The organism is Streptomyces sp. NPDC088785 (genome assembly GCF_044750685.1).
Lineage (GTDB): Bacteria > Actinomycetota > Actinomycetes > Streptomycetales > Streptomycetaceae > Streptomyces.
On sequence record NZ_JBIVKH010000015.1, the window covers coordinates 45,672 to 64,871 of the forward strand.

General features: G+C 75.5%; 16 protein-coding genes and 1 pseudogene. 6 read left to right on the forward strand and 11 right to left on the reverse strand.

Features of this window, described 5'->3' with window-relative positions; translation table 11 throughout:
- Nucleotides 1-9: 9 nt before the first annotated feature.
- Complete coding sequence (locus ACIP5K_RS30245) at nucleotides 10-1,524, forward strand: cryptochrome/photolyase family protein (protein WP_401414648.1); 1,515 nt, start codon at nucleotides 10-12, stop codon at nucleotides 1,522-1,524.
- Nucleotides 1,525-1,564: 40 nt separating this feature from the next.
- Here the strand turns inward: ACIP5K_RS30245 and ACIP5K_RS30250 are convergent, their stop codons facing one another.
- Both ACIP5K_RS30250 and ACIP5K_RS30255 read right to left on the reverse strand, forming a co-directional pair.
- Entirely contained in the window at nucleotides 1,565-2,320 is a 756-nt protein-coding gene (locus ACIP5K_RS30250; RefSeq protein WP_401414650.1) for an anti-sigma factor domain-containing protein, read from the reverse strand.
- Entirely contained in the window at nucleotides 2,317-2,901 is a 585-nt protein-coding gene (locus tag ACIP5K_RS30255; RefSeq protein WP_401414652.1) for a sigma-70 family RNA polymerase sigma factor, read from the reverse strand. The genes ACIP5K_RS30250 and ACIP5K_RS30255 overlap by 4 nt, the downstream gene beginning before the upstream one ends.
- A gap of 176 nt (nucleotides 2,902-3,077) precedes the next feature.
- Between ACIP5K_RS30255 and ACIP5K_RS30260 the strand changes: the two genes are divergently transcribed.
- On the forward strand, nucleotides 3,078-3,728 hold the full coding sequence (locus tag ACIP5K_RS30260) for an alpha/beta fold hydrolase (protein ID WP_401414653.1): 651 nt from the start codon (nucleotides 3,078-3,080) through the stop codon (nucleotides 3,726-3,728).
- Between the two features lie 110 nt (nucleotides 3,729-3,838).
- Here ACIP5K_RS30260 and ACIP5K_RS30265 read toward each other — a convergent pair whose 3' ends face one another.
- The gene (locus ACIP5K_RS30265) at nucleotides 3,839-4,867 is read right to left on the reverse strand and encodes a MerR family transcriptional regulator (protein WP_401414654.1); all 1,029 of its coding nucleotides are present in this window, start codon (nucleotides 4,865-4,867) and stop codon (nucleotides 3,839-3,841) included.
- 223 nt (nucleotides 4,868-5,090) lie between these two features.
- Here ACIP5K_RS30265 and ACIP5K_RS30270 point away from each other — a divergent pair, with 223 nt between their 5' ends.
- Complete coding sequence (locus tag ACIP5K_RS30270; RefSeq protein ID WP_401414656.1) at nucleotides 5,091-5,705, forward strand: sigma-70 family RNA polymerase sigma factor; 615 nt, start codon at nucleotides 5,091-5,093, stop codon at nucleotides 5,703-5,705.
- On the opposite strand, the gene ACIP5K_RS30275 is transcribed toward ACIP5K_RS30270, so the two are convergent.
- Nucleotides 5,698-7,284: an SDR family oxidoreductase gene (locus ACIP5K_RS30275; RefSeq protein WP_401414658.1), complete on the reverse strand. Its 1,587-nt coding sequence runs from the start codon at nucleotides 7,282-7,284 to the stop codon at nucleotides 5,698-5,700. The two genes, ACIP5K_RS30270 and ACIP5K_RS30275, sit on opposite strands and share 8 nt — an antisense overlap.
- 79 nt (nucleotides 7,285-7,363) lie before the next feature.
- Entirely contained in the window at nucleotides 7,364-8,209 is an 846-nt protein-coding gene (locus ACIP5K_RS30280; RefSeq protein ID WP_401414660.1) for an LLM class flavin-dependent oxidoreductase, read from the reverse strand.
- A gap of 282 nt (nucleotides 8,210-8,491) precedes the next feature.
- Here ACIP5K_RS30280 and ACIP5K_RS30285 point away from each other — a divergent pair.
- A pseudogene (locus ACIP5K_RS30285) lies at nucleotides 8,492-9,596 on the forward strand (WD40/YVTN/BNR-like repeat-containing protein).
- Between the two features lie 22 nt (nucleotides 9,597-9,618).
- Here ACIP5K_RS30285 and ACIP5K_RS30290 read toward each other — a convergent pair.
- Nucleotides 9,619-10,296 (reverse strand): uracil-DNA glycosylase, encoded by a 678-nt coding sequence (locus ACIP5K_RS30290; RefSeq protein WP_401414662.1) that lies wholly within the window; start codon nucleotides 10,294-10,296, stop codon nucleotides 9,619-9,621.
- 251 nt (nucleotides 10,297-10,547) lie between these two features.
- Here ACIP5K_RS30290 and ACIP5K_RS30295 point away from each other — a divergent pair, with 251 nt between their 5' ends.
- Together ACIP5K_RS30295 and ACIP5K_RS30300 are read left to right on the forward strand one after the other, a co-directional pair.
- The gene (locus ACIP5K_RS30295) at nucleotides 10,548-11,555 is read left to right on the forward strand and encodes an N-acetylglucosamine kinase (protein WP_401414663.1); all 1,008 of its coding nucleotides are present in this window, start codon (nucleotides 10,548-10,550) and stop codon (nucleotides 11,553-11,555) included.
- Between the two features lie 138 nt (nucleotides 11,556-11,693).
- Complete coding sequence (locus ACIP5K_RS30300; RefSeq protein ID WP_401414665.1) at nucleotides 11,694-12,632, forward strand: sirohydrochlorin chelatase; 939 nt, start codon at nucleotides 11,694-11,696, stop codon at nucleotides 12,630-12,632.
- A 106-nt stretch (nucleotides 12,633-12,738) separates the two neighbouring features.
- Here ACIP5K_RS30300 and ACIP5K_RS30305 read toward each other — a convergent pair whose 3' ends face one another.
- From ACIP5K_RS30305 to ACIP5K_RS30325, 5 genes are all read right to left on the reverse strand, one after another.
- Nucleotides 12,739-13,773, reverse strand: coding sequence for a lactonase family protein (locus tag ACIP5K_RS30305; protein ID WP_401414667.1), 1,035 nt, complete (start codon nucleotides 13,771-13,773; stop codon nucleotides 12,739-12,741).
- 57 nt (nucleotides 13,774-13,830) lie between these two features.
- The gene (locus ACIP5K_RS30310; RefSeq protein WP_401414669.1) at nucleotides 13,831-15,105 is read right to left on the reverse strand and encodes a nitric oxide synthase oxygenase; all 1,275 of its coding nucleotides are present in this window, start codon (nucleotides 15,103-15,105) and stop codon (nucleotides 13,831-13,833) included.
- Nucleotides 15,106-15,308: 203 nt separating this feature from the next.
- Entirely contained in the window at nucleotides 15,309-16,808 is a 1,500-nt protein-coding gene (locus ACIP5K_RS30315; protein WP_401414671.1) for an FUSC family protein, read from the reverse strand.
- A gap of 264 nt (nucleotides 16,809-17,072) precedes the next feature.
- Nucleotides 17,073-18,773, reverse strand: coding sequence for a SpoIIE family protein phosphatase (locus ACIP5K_RS30320; protein WP_401414673.1), 1,701 nt, complete (start codon nucleotides 18,771-18,773; stop codon nucleotides 17,073-17,075).
- 58 nt (nucleotides 18,774-18,831) lie between these two features.
- Complete coding sequence (locus tag ACIP5K_RS30325) at nucleotides 18,832-19,176, reverse strand: STAS domain-containing protein (RefSeq protein ID WP_401414675.1); 345 nt, start codon at nucleotides 19,174-19,176, stop codon at nucleotides 18,832-18,834.
- Nucleotides 19,177-19,200 lie beyond the last annotated feature (24 nt).

Here is a 19,200-nt window from a genome sequence, read left to right on the forward strand (position 1 = left end):
ATCGGCGCGGTGCGGGAGAACGACGCGGACGTGGCGGCCCACTGGCTCTTCGGGGACCAGTTGGGCCCGCATTTCCTCACGGCGGGGCCCGGCGGCCCGCACCGGGACACCCCGGTGCTGATGGTGGAGTCGCGCGGGGTGTTCCGGCGCCGCCGGTTCCACCGGGCCAAGGCGCATCTGGTGCTCTCGGCGATGCGGCACCGGGCCGCCGAACTCGGCGACCGGGTGATCCACGTCAAGGCCGACAGCTATGTGCGGGGGGTGCGCGAGGCCGTCGGCGACGCCCCGGTGACGGTCCATCATCCGACGTCGCGCGCCGCGCTGGGGCTGGTCCGCGCCCGCCCGTCGACGCGGGTGCTGCCGGCCCGCGGGTTCCTCGTCGGCCACGACGCCTTCCGCCGGTGGGCGGCCGGGGACGGCGCCGGGCGGCTGCGGCAGGAGGACTTCTACCGGTGGGTGCGGCGCGAGCACGACCTGCTGATGGACGGCGCCGAGCCGGCGGGCGGCCGCTGGAACCTCGACCACGACAACCGGGAGCCCGCGCCGCACGATGCGGCCGACCTCGGTGTGCCCGCGCCCTACCGGCCGCGCGAGGACGACATCGACGCGGAGGTCCGCGCCGATCTCGACCGCTGGGAGCGGGAGGGCACGGTGGAGTTCCTGGGCGACGACGGGCCGCGCCGCTTCCCCGCGACCCGGCGCGAGGCGCTGGCCGCGCTGCGCCGCTTCCTCGATCACCGGCTGCCGACGTTCGGCGCGTACGAGGACGCGGTGCTCGCCGCGGACCCCGTCATGAGTCACAGCCTGCTGTCCTCGTCGCTCAATCTCGGTCTGCTGGACCCGGCGGAGTGCGTGGAGGGCGCCGAGGCCGAGTACCGGGCCGGGCGGGCCCCGCTGAACAGCGTCGAGGGCTTCGTCCGGCAGGTCGCCGGCTGGCGCGAGTACGTGTGGCAGCTGTACTGGCACCTCGGCCCTGAGCACCGGACGGCGAACGTCCTGCGGGCGCACGGCGAGGTGCCGTCCTGGTGGGAGGAGCTGGACTCCACGGGGGTGGAGGCCAGGTGCCTGTCGCAGGTGCTCGACGACGTGCGCGCGACCGGCTGGACGCACCACATCCCCCGGCTGATGGTCCTCGGCAGTCACGCGCTCCAGCGCGGCTGGGACCCGGCGGCGCTGACGGACTGGTTCCATCGCGCGTTCGTCGACGGCTACGACTGGGTGATGGTGCCGAACGTGGTGGGGATGTCGCAGTTCGCGGACGGCGGCCGGATGACGACGAAGCCGTACACCTCCGGCGGCGCCTACCTCCACCGCATGACCGACTTCTGCGGCGACTGCCGCTTCAAGCCGTCGGTGCGGGTGGGCGACGACGCCTGCCCGTTCACCGCCGGGTACTGGGCGTTCCTGCACCGGCACCGCGCCCGCTTCGAGAACAGTCCGCGGATGGCGCGGGCGGTGCGCGGGCTGGACCGGCTGAACGATCTGGAGGCCCTGCTCGAACAGGAGCGGGGCCGTACCGACTGACCGGGCTCCGACCCGGGGGGGGGCCGGAGCCTCGGGAGTCTCAGGCGGGCAGTCGCATCAGGGCCACCGGGGCGGACGTCGGCTCGGTCGATCCGCCCGCCGGTTCGACGGTGATGCCCATGCCGGACGCGCCGTCCACGGACCCGCTGAGCAGGACCGTCTGGTCGCTGCGCGCGGCGTCCATCAGACCGGCCGCCCGCATGGTGCCGCCGTCGTCGAACCAGAGCTGGTACACCTTGCCTTGGGGCGGCCGGGCCATCCCGCTGACGACGAGGACGGCCCTGTCCTGGGCGGCGGAGACGACGACGGTGCCGCTGGCTCCGTCCGCCAGCTCCGCCGAGCCGGTCCGGGCGTCGGGCGCCGCGAGCACGGTGGCGATCCGGTCGTTGCTCCGCTCGGCCTGGCGGGCCTGCTGCACGGCGTCGGCGGCGCGCTCGTGCTGCCACGCGGCGACACCGCCGAGGGACGCGGCGGCCGCCAGGCAGGCCGCCAGCGCCCAGCGCGACAGCAGGCGCCGCCGGCCGCTCGCCGCGCGGACCGTCTGGGTGGCGTGGAGCCTGCCCGGCGTCTCCTGACGCACCGTGGTGATGCGGCGCAGCACCTGATCGCGCATCTCCGGGCGCGGCTCGTCGGACGCGGCGAGGCCCAGGCGGGCGGCGGTCGCGGTCAGTTCGGCGGTCTCCTGGGCGCACGCCTCGCAGTCCGCGAGATGGCGTTCGAACGCCTCCCGTTCCTCGTCGGACAGTGCGTGCACCGCGTAGGCGCCCGTCAGCGTGTGCAGATCGGCGGTGGTCATGCCGTCACCCCCAGGCAGTCGCGGAGCCGGATGAGCCCGTCGCGCAGCCGGGTCTTGACCGTGCCCAGGGGCACGGCCAGCGCCTCGGCGACCTGACGGTAGGTCAGTCCTCGGTAGTAGGCGAGCGTGACGGCCTGCTGCTGGATCTCGGTGAGGGTGCGCAGGCAGCGGCGCACCTGCTCGCGTTCGAGGCGCGCCTCGACCTGCTCGCTGACCTGGTCGTACTCGGGTGTGTGGTCCAGGAGTGCGGCTCTGCGGTCACGTGCGGCGGCCGCGTCGGCGGAGCGGACGCGGTCGATGGCGCGGCGGTGGGCGAGGGTGAGGATCCAGTTGATCGCGGTCCCCCGGTCGGGGCGGAAGCGCGGAGCGGTGCGCCAGACCTCGACGAGGATCTCCTGGGCGACCTCCTCGGACTGCGCGCGGTCGCGCAGCACGGCGCGTACGGTACCGAACACCGGTCCCGCCACGGCGTCGTACACCGAGGTGAAGGCCTTCTCGTCGCCCAGGGCGACGCGCCCCACCAGCTCCTCGAGGTCCGGCTCGTCGGCCGGACGACCGCCGATGTGCACGGCTTCTTTCACTGGGCCCTCCGTGGTCGCTGCATGTCCACGATTAATCCGGAGCCCGTACGCGCGCGGATTGGTCCCGGGACCGATCCGGACCCGGCGCGGCTACGGATCGGTGATGAGGGGTCGGCCTGCGGGATCGACCGGATGACGGGCGCGAGCGGCGCCCCGCACGAAGGGAGCGGACACGGATGACGGTGGACGGGCACGGGGCACGGTCGGCGCGGGCGGCCGCGCTGGTGCCGGGGAGGGTTCCCTCCCCGGTGCGGGGCGCGGTGCTGTTCCTGCACGGCGGGCGGGCCGACAGCCGTGCTCCCTCGCGGCCGTGGCACGCGGCGGGGCTGCGGCTGCGGCCGTTCGTCGGCGCGGTCGCGGCGGCGCTGCCGGGCGACGACGTGCTGCTCGCGCGGGTGCGCTATCGCGTGCGCGGCTGGAACGGGGCGGCGGCCGATCCGCTGCACGACGCCGACCGGGCCCTCGGGGAGCTCGCGCGGCTGGTGGGGGACGTGCCGGTGATCCTGGTGGGTCATTCGATGGGGGGCCGGGCGGCGCTGCGGGTCGCGGGCGCGCCGTCGGTGGCGGGCGTCCTGGCGCTGGCTCCGTGGTGCCCGGACGGCGAGCCGGTGGCCCAGCTGCGGGACCGGGACCTCGTGGTGCTGCACGGCGACCGGGACCGGGTGACGGATCCCGTGGCGTCCCGCGCGTTCGTGGCGCGGGCGGCCGCGGCCGGTGCGCGGGCCGAGTTCCGGGGTGTGGCGGGCGGGGACCACGCGATGCTGCGGCACGCGGGGAGCTGGCAGCGCACGGCGGGGGCCGTCGTCGCGGGGATGCTGGCCCGCTGACGCCGGGGCGCCGCCGTACCGTGCGGTGACGTGACGCCGGTGACGTGACGCCGGTGGCGGGCGGCGGTGGCGGGCGGCGCTGGTCGAGGGTGGCGCGGGAGGGGCGGCGGTCAGCGGGGGTCGGCCGCCAGGAGGACGACCGCCTCGCGCAGGCCCGCCGGCTGGACCGCCCGCTCGACGGTGGCGCCGCGCCAGCCGGGCCCGGCGAGATGGAGTCGGGGCTGCTGCCGGGCGCCCTGGGGTCCCCAGGTCGACTGGAGGAGGTGCTGGGCCAGCGGGGTGCTCGCCAGGGAGCGGGCCTGCGACCAGAGCATGACCGCGGCCGGGCCGGTGCGGCGCACCGTGGAGACGAGGGCGTCGGCGGGGACGGCGGCGCCCAGCATCCGGGCGGGGCGGCCCGCCTGGAGCAGCGCCGCGTGCACGGCCTCCAGCGGCAGGGTGTGCTGTTCCCCGGGCACGCACGCCAGGAGTACGGGGTTGTCGTCCCTGGCCGGTCCGGGCAGGCCGAGCAGGAACGGGGTGTTGCGCAGCGCCGTCGACACGTGCCAGGACAGGAGGTGCTCGACCTCGACGTACCGGTCGCCGGAGCTCTCCCACTTCCGGCCGACGGCGTGCAGGGTCGGCATCATGAGTTCTTCCCAGGCGGTGATCACCCCGTGGGCCCGGACGAAGGCGTTCAGCCGTTCCTGCACGGCCGCGGAGTCCAGGCGCAGGGCGGCCCGGATGAGTCCGCGGCACTCGGCCCGGACCACGCCGGGCGGCACCGGCGGGGTGTCGGCGTCCGACGGGGCGTCGTCCGCGCGCTCGGCGGCGGGGGCCGGTGGCTCGGCGCGGGTGTCCGCGGCGCTCCCCTCCGGGTGCCCGGCCCGTTCCCTGACGACCCGCGCGGCCTCGGCGGGCGGCACGCCGGAGGCGGTCAGCCGGCACATCTCCTCGATCATGGCCACGTCGCGGGGTGACCAGCGGCGGTGCCGGCCCTGGTCGCGGCGGGCCGGGCCGAGGTCGTAGCGCCGGTCCCATGAGCGCAGGGTCGTGGGCGAGATGCCGAGCCGCCGCGCCAGCGACCCGGAGGTGATGCCGGCGCCGTCCGTCGTCGTGGGGCGCCGGGCCGGTGCCGCCGGAGCGTCTCGGGAGTCCATCCGGCCACTATATCGATGCGTAACCGCTGCGTGCGCGCCCAAAGGACGCCATGGGTGTCCGCCTCGCCCCCCTGACTCCTCGAACTCGCGGCCGTGCACCAGCACTTCCGCGATCCGGTGCCACCATTCGGCAAAGCGATGCGTATTCGATGCGAGTCGAAAGAGGGGGCGTCCGCTGGTCAAGGTGGAGCCCACTTCGTCGGCCAGAGAAGGGCTCGGGTCCATGCGCGCTCAAACGATTTCACGGACGTCGGCTTCGCGCGGAGACCTGTGGGCCCCCGTCGAGGAGTCCCTCGCCGATGAAGAGCTCGCCGCGGGACTGCGCAGCGGCCGGGAGGCGTGCCTGGAGGCCGCGTACCACCGCTGGGGCACACTCGTGCACACCCTCGCCCACCGGTCCCTCGGCGACGCGCGCGAGGCCGAGGACGTCACCCAGCAGGTGTTCCTGGCCGTCTGGCGCGGCCGGGACGGCTACGATCCCGCGCGCGGCGCCCTCGCGGGCTGGATCGTCGGCATCACGCGGCGCAAGGTCGCCGACGCGCTGCGCGCGCGGACCCGGCGCTCCGATCTGGCGTCCGCCGCCGAGGCCGTCCTGAGTCTGGCGGCCCCGGCCGGCGACGACGCCCCGCAGCGCACGCTCGACCGGGTGGTGGTGGGCCACGAGCTGGCCCAGTTGCCGACCACCCAGCGCCGGGTGCTGGAGCTGGCCTTCTTCGCCGATCTCACCCACACCCAGATCGCGCAGGTGACCGGCTGGCCGCTGGGCACCGTGAAGAGCCACTCGAAGAGGGGGCTGCACCGGCTGCGCCTGCGGCTCATGGGCACCGAACTCAACTGACCCCCGGGCTCCCGCCGCCGTCCCCGTCCGCCGCGCCTGCGGCCTCGGCGTCGGCCGTCAGGCGCTCCGCCGCCTTGGTGATGTTGTAGGTCATGCCGCCGAAGACGAGGGCGTGGAAGGGGGCCACGCTCCACCAGTAGGCGTGTCCCGCCAGGCCGTGCGGGTGGAACAGGGCGCGCTGGAGCAGCACGGTCCTGCCCTGCCGGTCGTGGCCGACCCGCATCTCCAGCCAGGCCAGGCCGGGCAGCAGCATCTCGGCGCGCAGCCGCAGGCTCCTGCCGCGCTGGATCTCCTCCACGCGCCAGAAGTCGACGACGTCGCCCAGGCGCAGCCGGGTGGCGTCCCGGCGGCCCCGGCGCAGGCCCACGCCGCCGACCAGCCGGTCGATCCAGCCGCGCACGGACCAGCCCAGGCCGAACGAGTACCAGCCGTGCTCGCCCCCGATGCCCTCGATCACCGTCCACAGTGCCTCGGGGGTCGCCTCGGTGCGGCGGGCCCTGCGGTCGGTGTAGAGGCTCCCGCCCGCCCAGTCGGGGTCGGTGGGCAGCGGATCGCTCGGCACCCCGGGGACGGCGGCGGCCGACCAGTGGGTGCTGACCTGCGCCTCCTTCACCTGGCGCAGCGCGAGCCGCAGCGCGTCGTCGAACGGGATCGGGGTGCCGGGCGGATCGGGCACGTACCGCGCGATGTCGTGCTCGGCGCAGACGACCTCGTGCCGCAGCGACTCGGCGAGCGGCCGGGCGATCCCCCGCGGGACCGGGGTGATCAGCCCGATCCAGTGGCTGGACAGGCCGGGGGTGAGCATCGGCACGGAGAGGATCATGCGGTGGGGCAGGTCGGCCACGCGCGCGTACCGCTGCATCATGTCGCGGTAGTTCATGACCTCGGGCCCGCCGATGTCGAACGCGCGGGACACCTCGGCGGGCAGGTCGGCGCAGCCGACGAGATAGCGCAGCACGTCCGCGACGGCGATCGGCTGGATGCGGGTGCGCACCCAGCGGGGCGTCACCATGACGGGGAGGCGTTCGGTGAGGTAGCGCAGCATCTCGAAGGAGGCGGAGCCCGAGCCGATGATGACGGCGGCGCGCAGCACCGCCGTGGGCACGCCGGACCGCAGCAGGATGCGGCCGACCTCGGTGCGCGAGCGCAGGTGGGGTGAGAGGTCGGGCTCGGGGACGTCGCTGGGGGTGAGGCCGCCCAGGTAGACGATGCGGCCCACGCCGGCCTGCGCGGCGGCGTCGGCGAAGGTGCGTGCGGCCCGCCGGTCGGTCTCCTCGAAGTCGTCACCGCTGCCCATGCCGTGCACCAGGTAGTAGGCGACGTCGGCGCCCTCCAGGGCGGCGGTCACGGACGACGGGTCGAGGACGTCGCCGCGGACGATCTCGACCTGGGAGGCCCATTCGAAGTCGCGCAGCTTCTCCGGCGTCCGTGCGAGGCACCGGACGCGGAAGCCCTTGGCCAGCAGTTCCGGGACGAGACGGCCGCCCACGTAACCGCTCGCGCCGGTCACCAGGCAGAGGCGTCCGTCGTCCGCCGGGGTCTGTTCGGGGGCCGACCGTTCGTCGGGGGAAGAACTCATGGTCGGACACGTACCCCGCACAGCGGCGGGCGTGCGCCGCTATACGGGTACGGGCCGGGCGATCGGGTCTCCACTCCCGTCACAGGGCGTCGGCGAGGCGCTCCACCTGGTGCGGGTCGGCGCCGTGGCAGTAGAGCATGACCTCGTCGGCCCCGAGGTTCGCGAAGGCGGCGATCGCGCCGCGGATCGCGGCCGGGGTCGTGAGGAGTCCGGCCACCATGCGGTCGGCCATGCCGGTGAAGCCGTAGTACGCGTGCAGGCGGGCGCGGGCGTCGTCGACCACGTCCTCGGGGCCGAGCGCGACGTTGACCTGCGCGACGATGCGCGGTGCGCCGGCGCGGCCGTGGTCCTTCCAGAATCCGCGGGCGATGTCGAAGAGGCCGCCCGCCCAGGACGGTGGCGCGGCGGCGAGGAAGCCGTCGCCCCAGCCGGCGACGCGTTCGATCGCGGCGGGCTTGAATCCGCCGAAGAGCACCTCGGGTCCGCCGGGCCGGGCGGGCGCCGGACCGATCGGGCCGACACCGTCGCCGTACGGCTCGCCGGACCACAGGCGGCGCATGAGCGCCAGCTGCCCGTCGAGGCGGCGGCCCCGGGTGCGCAGGTCGGTGCCGGCGGCCCGGTGGTCGTCGTCCCGGCCGCCGACACCGAGGCCGAGGACCAGGCGGCCCCCGGTCATCCGGTCCAGGGTGGCGCTCTGCTTGGCGAGGAGGGCGGTGTCGCGCAGCGGGGCGAGCAGCACCTCGGTCTGTACGCGGACGCGGGAGGTGGCGCCCGCCAGCACGGCGAGCGCGACCAGGGGCTCGGGGTTGTCGTAGACGAGCCGGTCCAGCAGGCCGAGCGTGCTGAACGGCCCGTCGTCGGCGCGCCGGGCCCAGGTGAGCAGGGTGGCGGGGTCCGCGATGGGCAGGCCGATTCCGACATTCATGGGGCGTTCCTCCAAAGGAAGGGTCGACAACGTCAGCTGCCGCCCTCCCGGCACCTCAGCGAGGTGGGACGTGCCCGCTCTGCGGCGTCCTTCCGGGGCACGTCTCGTCGAAGTGCTCCGAACCCTAGGGCGGGACGGTCCGACCGGACCACCCGTTTTTCCGCGCGACACTCCGGAACACCGGTGCTGACCTGCGGCGATCGGTTCCGGGCGGCCGTTGTCAGTGGGGGGGTGCACACTGGCGGACACCTGGGGACAACGACGTTTTCGGAGGTGTTCGGCATGACTGACGTGCTGCTCGCGGTGGGTACACGCAAGGGGCTCTTCCTGGGCCGCACGGGCGGGACGGCCGGGGCGTCGCGCACGTCGTGGACGTTCGACGAGAACCCCTGCTTCAACGCGCAGGCGGTGTACTCCGTCGCCATCGACACCCGGGGCCCGGCGCCGAGACTGCTCGTGGGCGGTGACAGCGCGCACTGGGGCCCGTCCGTCTTCCACTCCGACGACCTCGGCAGGACCTGGACCGAGCCGGCGGCCCCGGCCGTCAAGTTCCCTCGGGACACCGGGACTTCGCTGGAGCGGGTGTGGCAGCTGCACCCGGCGGCGGCCGAGCCGGACGTGGTGTACGCGGGCACCGAGCCCGCCGCTCTGTACCGCTCGCGGGACCGCGGCGAGACGTTCGAGCTGTGCCGCCCGCTGTGGGAGCACCCGACGCGGTCACGCTGGGTGCCGGGCGGGGGCGGCGAGGGGCTGCACACCGTGCTCACGGACGCCCGGGACCCGCGGGCGCTGACGGTGGCGGTGTCGACGGCCGGGGTGTTCCGCTCGGCGGACGGCGGCGAGAGCTGGGACCCGGCGAACGCGGGGGTGTCGGCCGTGTTCCTGCCCGACCCCGACCCGGAGTTCGGGCAGTGCGTGCACAAGGTGGCGCGGGACGCCGTCGACCCGGACCGGCTGTACTTGCAGAACCACTGGGGTGTGTACCGCAGCGACGACGCGGGGGGCCGCTGGACGGACATCGGGGACGGCCTGCCGTCGACGTTCGGCTTCGCCATGGCCGCGCCACCCGCACCGCGCGGACACGGCCTACACGTTCCCGATCACGGCGGACGCCGACCGGGTCCCGGCCGACCGACGCTGCCGCGTCTTCCGCACCCAGGACGCGGGCAGGAGCTGGGAGCCGCTGAGCCGGGGCCTGCCGACGGGCGACCACTACGGCGTGGTGCTGCGCGACGCCCTGTGCACGGACGACGCCGACCCGGCGGGCGTCTATTTCGGGAACAGGAACGGGGAGGTGTACGCCTCCGCCGACGACGGCGACAGCTGGCGCCGCCTGGTGTCCCATCTCCCCGACGTGCTGTGCGTGCGGGCGGCGGTGGTCGGCTGAGGAGGACGCGGCGACGAGCGCCCTACGGCAGGCGCCAGTCCACCGGTTCCAGGCCCTGGCGCTGGAGCAGTTCATTGGCCCGGCTGAAGGGGCGCGAGCCGAAGAAGCCGCGGTCCGCCGACATCGGCGAGGGATGCGCCGACTCGATCGACGGTAGGTCGCCGAGCAGCGGGCGGAGGTTGCGGGCGTCGCGGCCCCACAGGATCGACACCATCGGCCTGCCCCGGGCCACCAGCGCGCGGATCGCCTGCTCGGTGACCTCCTCCCAGCCCTTGCCGCGGTGGGCGGCGGGTTTGCCGGGGGCCGTGGTGAGCGCCCTGTTGAGGAGGAGCACGCCCTGGCGCGTCCACGGCGTCAGGTCGCCGTTGGAGGGACGCGGCAGGCCCAGGTCGGCGTGCAGCTCGCGGAAGATGTTCTCCAGGCTGCCCGGCAGCGACCGCACCTCGGGGGCCACGGCGAAGCTCAGCCCGATCGCCATCCCCGGTGTGGGGTAGGGGTCCTGACCGACGATCAGGACCCGTACGTCGTCCAGGGGTTGCTGGAAGGCGCGCAGGACGTTCGCGCCCGACGGGAGGTACGTGCGGCCCGCCGCGATCTCGGCCCGGAGGAACTCCCCCATCGCCGTGATGCGTCCGGCCACCGGCTCCAGGGCCTGCGCCCAGCCTGCTTCGACAAGTTCGTGCAACGGTCGTGGTGCCACAGTGCGTCACCCTACTGGCCCACACGGGCCGCCGTGTCCCACGGGGTCGACGAGGGCCGCCCGGCCGGGCGCCCCGTCCGTCGGGTGCGACCCCCGCCCGGGGGCGCACCGCCGCCGGCGCTAGTCTTCGTCGTGTTCGAGGTCATCGAGCCGGTCCCGCGCGGCGCCTTCGCGCGGACGGCCCACACGAAGGCGGGGAGCCCCTTGTGTCCGGCGATCGAGCCACTCCGCCCCTGCGGCCGGAGGCTGCCGTGAGCGGCACCCGGGTGCTCGGCGTGGATTCGGGCGGCTCCGGACTGCGGGTGGCGCTGGCCCGCGCCGACGATCTCGCGGGGGCCGCCACGGCCGTGTCCCGTACGCCGGTGCGCACGTCCGCGGCCGGGATCGACGCCGCCGACATGATGGAGCGGATCCGCACCCTGGTGCGGTCGTTGCCCACCTTCCCCGACGACCCCGCGGAGCCGATCGCGGCGGTGGCCGTCGGCGCCGCCGGGATGGCGACGCTCGGCGACGGCCTGCGCGCCGACCTGCCCGACGCCCTCGGGCGCGAACTGGGCGTCCGGCGGATCGCGTTGGCCGGGGACGCCGTGACCGCGTACGCCGGAGCGCTCGGCCAGCGGCCGGGAGCGGTGGTCGCCGCGGGCACCGGCATGATCGCCCTCGGCAGCGGTCCCACCGGCTGGCGGCGGGCCGACGGCTGGGGCCATCTGCTCGGCGACAGCGGCGGCGGCGCGTGGATCGGGCGGGCCGGGCTCGACGCGGCGCTGCGGGCGTTCGACGGCCGGCGCGGAGGGAGCGCCGCACTGCTCGCGCTCGCCGAGGAGCGGTTCGGGCCCGCCGGTGACCTGCCGGGGCTGATCTATCCGCGGACGGACCGGCCCGCCGCGCTGGCCTCCTTCGCGCCCGACGTGGCCCGGTGCGCGACGGACGGCGACCCGGTCGCCGCCGAGGTGCTGCGGCTGGCCGCCGGGCACATCGCGGAGGCCGCCGCCGCGGTGTACCCGGTGGACGGCGGGGACGTCGCGCTCACCGGCGGCCTGTTCAGGATGGGCGAGCCGCTGCTCGCCCCGCTGCGCACCGAGCTGGCCGCCCAGCTGCCCGGGGCCACCGTGGTGCCCGCGGCCGGTGATCCGCTGCACGGCTCCCTGGTGATCGCCGCGGCCCTCGCCGCCGACCGGCTGCGGCTCCCCCGCGACGGCCGCCTTCTTTCGGTGGCCGGAGGGAGCCGCCGGCGGCCGGCGGCCGTCGCGGGGAGTTGACGGGGACCCCCGCGGACCAGGGAGCTTGAACCATCCGCAACCGCCCATCCGTAACTGAACGGACAATCAAGGACGGATACCGCTCAGCTGGGCCCTGACCGAACATCGGGGCCGGTCGAGCCAGTAGCATGCGGCGCCATGAGCTCCCCCCAAGGGCCTGCTTCCGGCCTGCCTGTACGAATGCCGCGACCCCGACAGCCCGGACGGCACCGCCGCCCGGAACCGGTGGCCGCCCCCGAGGGCGCACCGTCCCTCGTTCTCGCGGTGCCGGGCACGCCCAGCGCCGCGACGCGCATGCTCGCCGACGAGGTCGTGAGCATCGCCCGCTCCGAGCTGCCCGGCCTGGACGCGCGGGTCGCTTTCGTGGAGGGGGAGGTCACCGACTTCCCGGTCTCCGCCGAGTTCCCGTCCCTGGCGTCCGTGCTCGCGCACGCCGCGAAGGAGCGCACCGGCCGCTACGAGCAGGCGCTCGCCGCCGGTGTCGAGGGGGTCAGGGCGCCCGAGGGTCCGGTCGCGGTCGTCGTGCCGCTGCTCGCCGGTCCGGACAACGCGCAGGTCCGGCGGATCCACCAGGGCATCGCCGACAGCCGGGTCGCCGCCGAGCTGACCGATGTGCTCGGCCCGCACCCGCTGCTCGCCGAGGGCCTGCACGTGCGGCTGTCGGAGGCCGGACTGGCCCGCGCCGACCGTGCCCGGCTGTTCACCGTGGCCACGGCCGCCGACGGGATCGTCCTCGCGACGGTCGGCGGCGAGGAGGCCGTGCAGGCCGCCGGGATCACCGGCATGCTGCTCGCCGCGCGGCTCGCCGTGCCGGTGATGGCCGCCGCGCTCGACGCCGAGGGGTCCGTCACCGCGATCGCCGAGCAGCTGCGCGGGTCCGGCTCGCAGCAGTTGGCGCTGGCGCCGTACCTGATCGGGCCCGAGCTGGACCCGTCGGTGCTGGAGGCCGCCGCGAAGGACGCCGGGTGTGCCGCCGCGGAGCCGTTGGGGGCGTATCCGGCGATGGGGAAGCTGGCCCTGGCCAAGTACACGGCCGCGCTGGGCATCACGCCCCAGCCGGTGGCCTCCGGCGGCTGACCGGAGCTTTCCGCGGGGCTCGGGCGGCGCCCGGGCCCCGTTCTGCTCCGTACCCGCCGTCCGGGTCGCCCGGCCGGGGGCGGCGGGTACGGGGTGACGCGGGGACCTAGCCGAACACCACGCAGGAGGCGGCCTGCACCCGTACCGAGCCGCCCCGTACCGGCACGCCCGTCTCCGGGGCGACGGTGAACCAGGTGACGTCGCCGGAGCGTTCGTTGGCCGCGTACAGGAAGCGGCCCGAGGGGTCGATGGCGAGGTCGCGGGGCCAGTGGCCGCCGCAGGGCACCGTGGCGAGGAGGGTGGCGCTCTCGCCCGTCGGGTCCAGGGAGAAGACCGAGATGACGTCCTCGCCGCGGGTGGCCGTCCACAGGAAGCGGCCGTCGGGGGCGACGACGACCTCGGAGGGGAAGGCGTCGCCGTGCGTGGCGTCGCCGGGCAGGACGAGGAGTTCGGTGAGCGGCTTGAGGGAGCCGTCGGCGGCGTCCCAGCGGCAGACCGTGAGGGTGGGCGTGAGTTCGTTCAGTACGTAGAGGGTCGCGCCGGAGGGGTGGAAGGCGAGATGGCGCGGGCCCGAGCCGGGGCGCAGGGCCGTCTCGTGGTGGAGGGTGAGCCGGCCGTCGGCGAGCGCGCAGACGCGGACCGAGTCCGTGCCGAGGTCGACGCTGACGGCCCAGCGGCCGCTCGGGTCGGGCAGGACCTGGTGGGCGTGCGGGGCCTGCTGACGCTGCGGGTGCGGGCCGGAACCGGTGTGGTGCAGCACGTCGCGCCCGGCCGCGTCCGGGACCCCGTCGGCGCGCAGCGGGAGCACGCTCACGCTGCCCGAGTTGTAGTTGGCGGTGAGGACCCGGTCGCCCCAGACGGCGAGGTGGGTGGGGCCCGCGCCGTCCACCGGGACGGGCTGCGCGGCGAGCCGTACGGGCGTGGTGTCGGTGCGGAAGGCGGCGACGGTCCCCTCGCGGGTCTCGCTCACCGCGTACAGCACCTGGTCGGCGAGGGCGAGGTAGGAGGGGTCGGGCAGGGTGTCCGTGGCGCCGAGGACGGTCAGGGAGCCGTCCCTGGTGTTCCGTTCCGCCGTGACGACGCCGGGGCCGCCCGCCGCCGTGAACGACCCGATGTACGCCCGTGCCTGACTGCCGCTCACTGCGTCCCCTCTCTGCCGCGGGCCGGGTGCCCGACGCGGCCGACGGTAGCAGTCGGTCTAGACCAGGTCGCGTCGCGGAGGGCGGTGCCGCGCCGGGACCGGCTCCTCGCCGCGCGCCCGGGCGCGGGCGTCGGGATGGTGGACGTACGCGGGGGTGCGCCGGACGTCGTCGTAGGTGCGGTGGAAGACGGGGGTCGTCGCGCCGGAGAGGGGCGGCACGATCCACGACCAGTCGGCGCCGACCGCCCGGCCGTGGGACTCCTCGCGCGCGAGGTGGGTGAGGAAGCGGACGGATTCGGTGTGGTGGTCGGTGATGGTGACGCCGGCGCGGTCGAAGGAGTGCAGGACCGAGCGGTTGAGCTCGACGAGGGCCCGGTCCTTCCACAGCGAGCGCTCGGTGCCGGTGTCGAGGCCGAGCCGGCGGGCGAGGCCGGGCAGCAGGTCGTAGCGGTCGGTGTCGGCGAGGTTGCGGGCCCCGATCTCGGTGCCCATGTACCAGCCGTTGAAGGGGGCCGCGCCGTAGCGGACGCCGCCGATCTCCAGGGACATGTTGGCGAGCGCGGGGACCGCGTACCAGCGCAGGCCGAGGTCGGCCCACCAGGCGTGCTCGGGGTGTTCCAGGGGGACTTCGAGGATCGCGTCCGGGGGCAGCGGGAAGAGGCGGGGGCCGCGGTGCGGGGCCTCCTGGACGACGAGGGGCAGGACGTCGAAGGGCGTGCCGGCGCCGCGCCAGCCGAGGCGCCGGGCGTACGCGGTGAGGCCCGTCGTGGCCGGGTCGCCGATGACCTGCCCGTCGCGCCCGACGTGTCCGGCGTAGCGGATCAGCTGCTCGTTCCAGATGCGCGGGCCGGGGCGGCCCGGCCGGTCGGGGGCGAAGACCGTGATGAGGGGGCGGACGCGGCCGCCCGGCGCGGCCTGCCGCAGATGGTCGGCGCAGGCCGCGGCGATCTCGTCGGCGGAGCCGAGGTGGCGCAGGTCGCGGACGCGCAGGGAGCGCCAGTACAGGCGGCCTATGCAGCGGTTGGCGTTGCGCCAGGCGACCCGGGCGCCGTGGGCGAGTTCGCGCGGGGTGTGGGTGTACGTGCCGGTGGCGGCGAGTTCCGCCGTCACCTCGGCGATGCGGCGGGCGGGGTCGCCGAGCGCCTCCTCGGCGTGGTGCCGGCGGATGAACGCGGTCGCCGCCCGCCCGGTGTCCTCCGGGTCCGGGTCCGGGTCTGGTTCCGGGTCCGGGTCGTGCCGCGGCCGGTCGTGGCGGGCGCGGACGGTGCGGGCGGCGGCGAGCCAGCCCTCCACGTCCGGCGACGTCTCGTTCCCGCGCAGGTTGCTCGGCATGGCGCACCCCCAGTGGTTCGGTGGTGACGGCGCCCGGCCCGCTCCCGCGCGGCCGGCCCGGTCCGCGGTCCGGCCGTCCCACGGCGCGGACGCCACCTCCGGTGCCCGCGCCGGTGCGAGACAACCACACCGGCGCCGCGGCGGGCAGGAGGTCACGCACGTACGGGGAGCGTGCGGATCTGCGCAGCGGCGCGCGGCCGTGGTTACGCGCCGAGGGGCGCGCGGGCGGCTCCGCGCAGCGGCACGGCGAGTTCGACGAGGGCCCGCTCCAGGGCGTGCAGATGCGCGAGCACGGGCAGCTCGGCGTCGGCGGTGTGCGGCGCGGGGACCACGGAGTGCGGGTACCGGGCGGGCACCGTGAGGGCTTCGACCGCGCTCTCGACGCGGCGGCAGGCGGCGGCGAGCCGGGCGTCGTGCGAGGCCTCCGGGTCGGCGGCGACGGAGGCGAGGCCGCGGACCTCGTGGGCGCAGGCGTCGAGCAGGGCGAGCACCTGGCGGGCGCGGCCCTTGCGGTGGCGCAGCGGGCTGAAGGGGTGCACGAGCGGGGCGAGGGAGAGGCGGACGCGGCCGAGGACGGCCTCCAGTTCGGCGACGCGCGGGGCGGGGTCGGCGTCCTGGCCCGCGAGCCGGGCGGCCGCTTCGGCGGTGCAGGCGTGCACGCAGCGCAGCGCGCGCTCGACCCAGGCCTCGGTGACGGAGTGCGTGGTGACGGGCAGCACCAGGACGACGGCGAGGGCGGCGCCCAGCGCGCCGACCGCCGTCTCGGCGACGCGCAGCGCGAGCAGGGCGGGGTCGAGGACGCCGAGCAGCCCGTAGAGCATGCTGGCCATCACCGTCACGGCGAGCATCATCCACGTGTAGGAGACGTGGGCGGTGTAGAAGATCCCGAAGACGCTGACGGCGATCACCGCGGCGGCGACGGCCGGGTCGTGGTGGAGCGGTACGGCGACGGCGAAGCCGAGCACGATGCCGAGGACCGTGCCGAGGAAGCGGCGGAAGCTGCGGACGACCGTCTCGCCGCGTGAGGTCGTGGCGACGAACACCCACCAGGTGGCGCCGACGGCCCAGTACCAGCGCTGGTCCGACAGCAGCTGTCCGGCGGCGAGCGCGAAGCCCGCCCCCACGGTCGCCTGGACGGCCTGCCGGGTGGTGATCCGGCGCAGTCCGGTGCCGCCGGTCGGCGCGGCGACGGCCGCCGGGGCCGGCAGCCGCCGTTCGTAGCACCAGACGCCGAACCGGACGGCGGCTGCGGCGCCGAGCGACAGGAGCACGGACGCGTACAGCTCGGGGAGCCGGGCCGGTACGACGTGCAGGAACTGCGCCGCGAAGAAGGTCATGAACCCGAACACGCCGAGCGAGTGGCCGCGGGGTCCCCAGCGCCGGGCGTACACGCCCGCGCCGACGACGGCGAGGAACGCCAGGTCGCGGGCGACGGGGAGGTCGTGCAGCAGCGCGGCGAGGGCGAGCACGGGCAGGCCGACGGCGGGCAGCAGCGCCGTGGTGACCGCCTGGCCGCGCACGGTCGGGTCGGTCACGGTGAACAAGGCGAGCAGTGCGGCGAGCCCGCCGGTGACGGCCGCCGTCAGGGAATGCCCGACGGCCCCGCACAGCAGTACGGCGAGGCCGATGCCCAGCACGGCCCGGCTCGCGAACCGCAGTCGCGTGCGGCCCGGGTCCGGCGCCACGAACGCCCTCTTCAGCACGGTTGCCCCGCCCCTCCTCGTCGGTGTCCGGTCCCGTGCGCAGGTCCGTCCCGTGCGCACATGAGAAAGGCGCCGCGGAGACCTTTTACCGGTCCGCAGCGCCATCGACACCTGTATTTCAGCAGTTCGGTGGCGGGTGGTTCAACAGAGGACGAAAGTACTGGGCCAATGGCACAGCAGGGCTCGGCGCCCGTCGGCCGCTGCCGGGCCAACGGTCCATCGCGGCGGCGCCGGGCGGCGGAGCACCGGCCGGGCCGCCGCCGGTCAGGAGGCGGGGGTGCGGATGGCGATGAGGGTGATGTCGTCCCGGGTGTCGCCGAGTTCGGCGGCCAGTTGGGCGCAGAGCTGCTGCAACGGCAGGCCCTGGTGGGTGTCGAGGTGCTGGCGCAGGCGGGTCATGCCGGTGTCGAGGTTCTGGGTACGGGACTCGACCAGGCCGTCGGTGTAGAGGACGAGGGTCGATCCGGGCGGCAGCGGCCTGCGCGCGGTGGGGCGCTCCCGGGTGGGCCGCAGGCCCAGGAGCATGGCGTGCGGGCCTTCCAGGTAGGTGCTGCTCTGGTCCGTGGCCAGCAGCAGGGGCGGCGGGTGGCCCGCCACCGACCAGGACAGCTCCCAGGTGCCGTCGTCCTGGGGGTGCAGGCGGGCGAGGACGACCGTCGCGGAGTCGGCGAGGCTGAGGAGCGCCTGGGCGGTGTCCAGGCGCCGCAGGATCTGGCCGGGCTCCTCCTCGGGCCGGTCGACGGACAGGGCCCGGAGCATGTTGCGCAGTTCGCTCATGCGGGAGGCGGCCTTGATGTCGTGCCCGGTGACGTCGCCGATGACCAGGGCGATGTCGCCGTCGGGCAGGACGAAGGCGTCGTACCAGTCGCCGCCGACCTCGGCGGCCTGCTGGGCGGACTGGTAGTGGGCGGCCAGCTCCAGCCCGGACACGTCGGGCAGGTCGGTGAGCAGGGCGCGCTGGAGGGTGGCGGCGATGTCGGCCTGGGCCGCGTGCAGCCGGCTGTTGTCCAGGCCGAGCGCGGTCCTGCGGGCGACCTCCTCGGCGAGGAGCCGGTCGCTCTCGTTGAACGGTGGGCTGCCCGTGGCGCGCACCAGCGTGAGCGCGCCCAGGGTCGTGGCGCGCAGCCGCAGCGGCACGACCAGGACGTCCTCGGCGTCGAGCAGGCTCAGGACGTCGGACGCGGGTCCGGTGGCCGGTGCGGGCAGGTGCTGCATCGCGGCGCCCTGCCGGATCCGCGCCAGGGCCGCGCCGTGGGCCGGGTTCTCCGGCGCCCGGGCGTTCCAGTCGCCCTCCGGGAGGACGCCGGGCACGTGGTGGGCCCAGGCGGTCCGGCGTGCGGCGCCGCCCTCGACCAGGTCGATGAGGGCGCTGTCGGCGAGCCGGGGCACCAGTTGGCGCACCAGGCGCTCCAACGCCTGCCGGGCGTCGAGGGTGCTGACCATCGCGAGGGTGATCTCGCTGAGCCAGGTGATCTCCGCGAGGTCGTACTCGGCCTGCTCGCGCATGGTCTCGCTGTGCGCGTAGCGGTCGGCGCGCCGCTCGGCCCGCTCGCGCTGCGCGGAGGCGTCGTGGAAGACGACCACCGCGCCGGCGCCGTGCCCGGCCTCGGGCGGCAGCGGGACGGCCGACCACCACACCGGCAGTGCGGTGTCGTCGGCGCGCATCAGCACGGCGCGGTCGCCGCTGATGCGCTTGCCCTGCGCCACGTCGGTGAGGATCGGGCGCTGTTCCCGCAGGCCGTCGCTGTTCACGGTTCTCGGGTTGAGGGCGGCGTGCGCGTTGATGCCGATGAGGGTGCCCGGCGCGTAGCCGAGCAGTGTCTCCGCCCAGGGGTTGCAGGCGATCACGGTGCCGTGGGCGTCGACGGCGTAGACGCCGGCCCCGGCCGCGTCGAACAGGGTGGACATCAGCGCCTCGCCGGCCAGGGGGACCGCGGGGACGTCCTTGTCGAGGTCGTTCTCCACATCCCGTATTGTGCCCACTTCCCGTCGCCCGCCGACACGGGGGAACGGTCCGCCGTCCTCATCCGCGGTCCTTCTCCGTCGCAGCGGACACGTCGGCGTAGGTGTCCACCACGGCGTGCACGCCGGTCAGTTCGAGCAGCCGGTGCACCTGGGCACTGGCCGCGGCCAGCCGGACGGCGCCCTGCCGGGCCTCCGCCGCCCGGACCGTGTGGACGAGGACGCCGAGTCCCGCTGAGTCCATGAACGTGACGCCGGACAGGTCCCACACGAGATGGACGCGGCCCGCAGCGACCAGTTCGTCCGCGGCCTCCCGCACCGCCGGCACCATGGCCAGGTCGAGCTCCCCGGTGAAGGCCAGCACCGCCCATCCGCCGGCGTCGCGGGAGCGTTCCACGCGGGACATCGGAACCACCACGGCGGCCCCTCC

Coding starts and splice junctions, on each gene's coding strand:
- ACIP5K_RS30250 (WP_401414650.1), bottom strand. CDS start 2,320: ATGACCACCGCCGATCTGCACACGCTGACGGGCGCCTACGCGGTGCAC.
- ACIP5K_RS30260 (WP_401414653.1), top strand. CDS start 3,078: ATGACGGTGGACGGGCACGGGGCACGGTCGGCGCGGGCGGCCGCGCTG.
- ACIP5K_RS30265 (WP_401414654.1), bottom strand. CDS start 4,867: ATGGACTCCCGAGACGCTCCGGCGGCACCGGCCCGGCGCCCCACGACG.
- ACIP5K_RS30270 (WP_401414656.1), top strand. CDS start 5,091: ATGCGCGCTCAAACGATTTCACGGACGTCGGCTTCGCGCGGAGACCTG.
- ACIP5K_RS30275 (WP_401414658.1), bottom strand. CDS start 7,284: ATGAGTTCTTCCCCCGACGAACGGTCGGCCCCCGAACAGACCCCGGCG.
- ACIP5K_RS30280 (WP_401414660.1), bottom strand. CDS start 8,209: ATGAATGTCGGAATCGGCCTGCCCATCGCGGACCCCGCCACCCTGCTC.
- ACIP5K_RS30300 (WP_401414665.1), top strand. CDS start 11,694: ATGAGCTCCCCCCAAGGGCCTGCTTCCGGCCTGCCTGTACGAATGCCG.
- ACIP5K_RS30310 (WP_401414669.1), bottom strand. CDS start 15,105: ATGCCGAGCAACCTGCGCGGGAACGAGACGTCGCCGGACGTGGAGGGC.
- ACIP5K_RS30325 (WP_401414675.1), bottom strand. CDS start 19,176: ATGTCCCGCGTGGAACGCTCCCGCGACGCCGGCGGATGGGCGGTGCTG.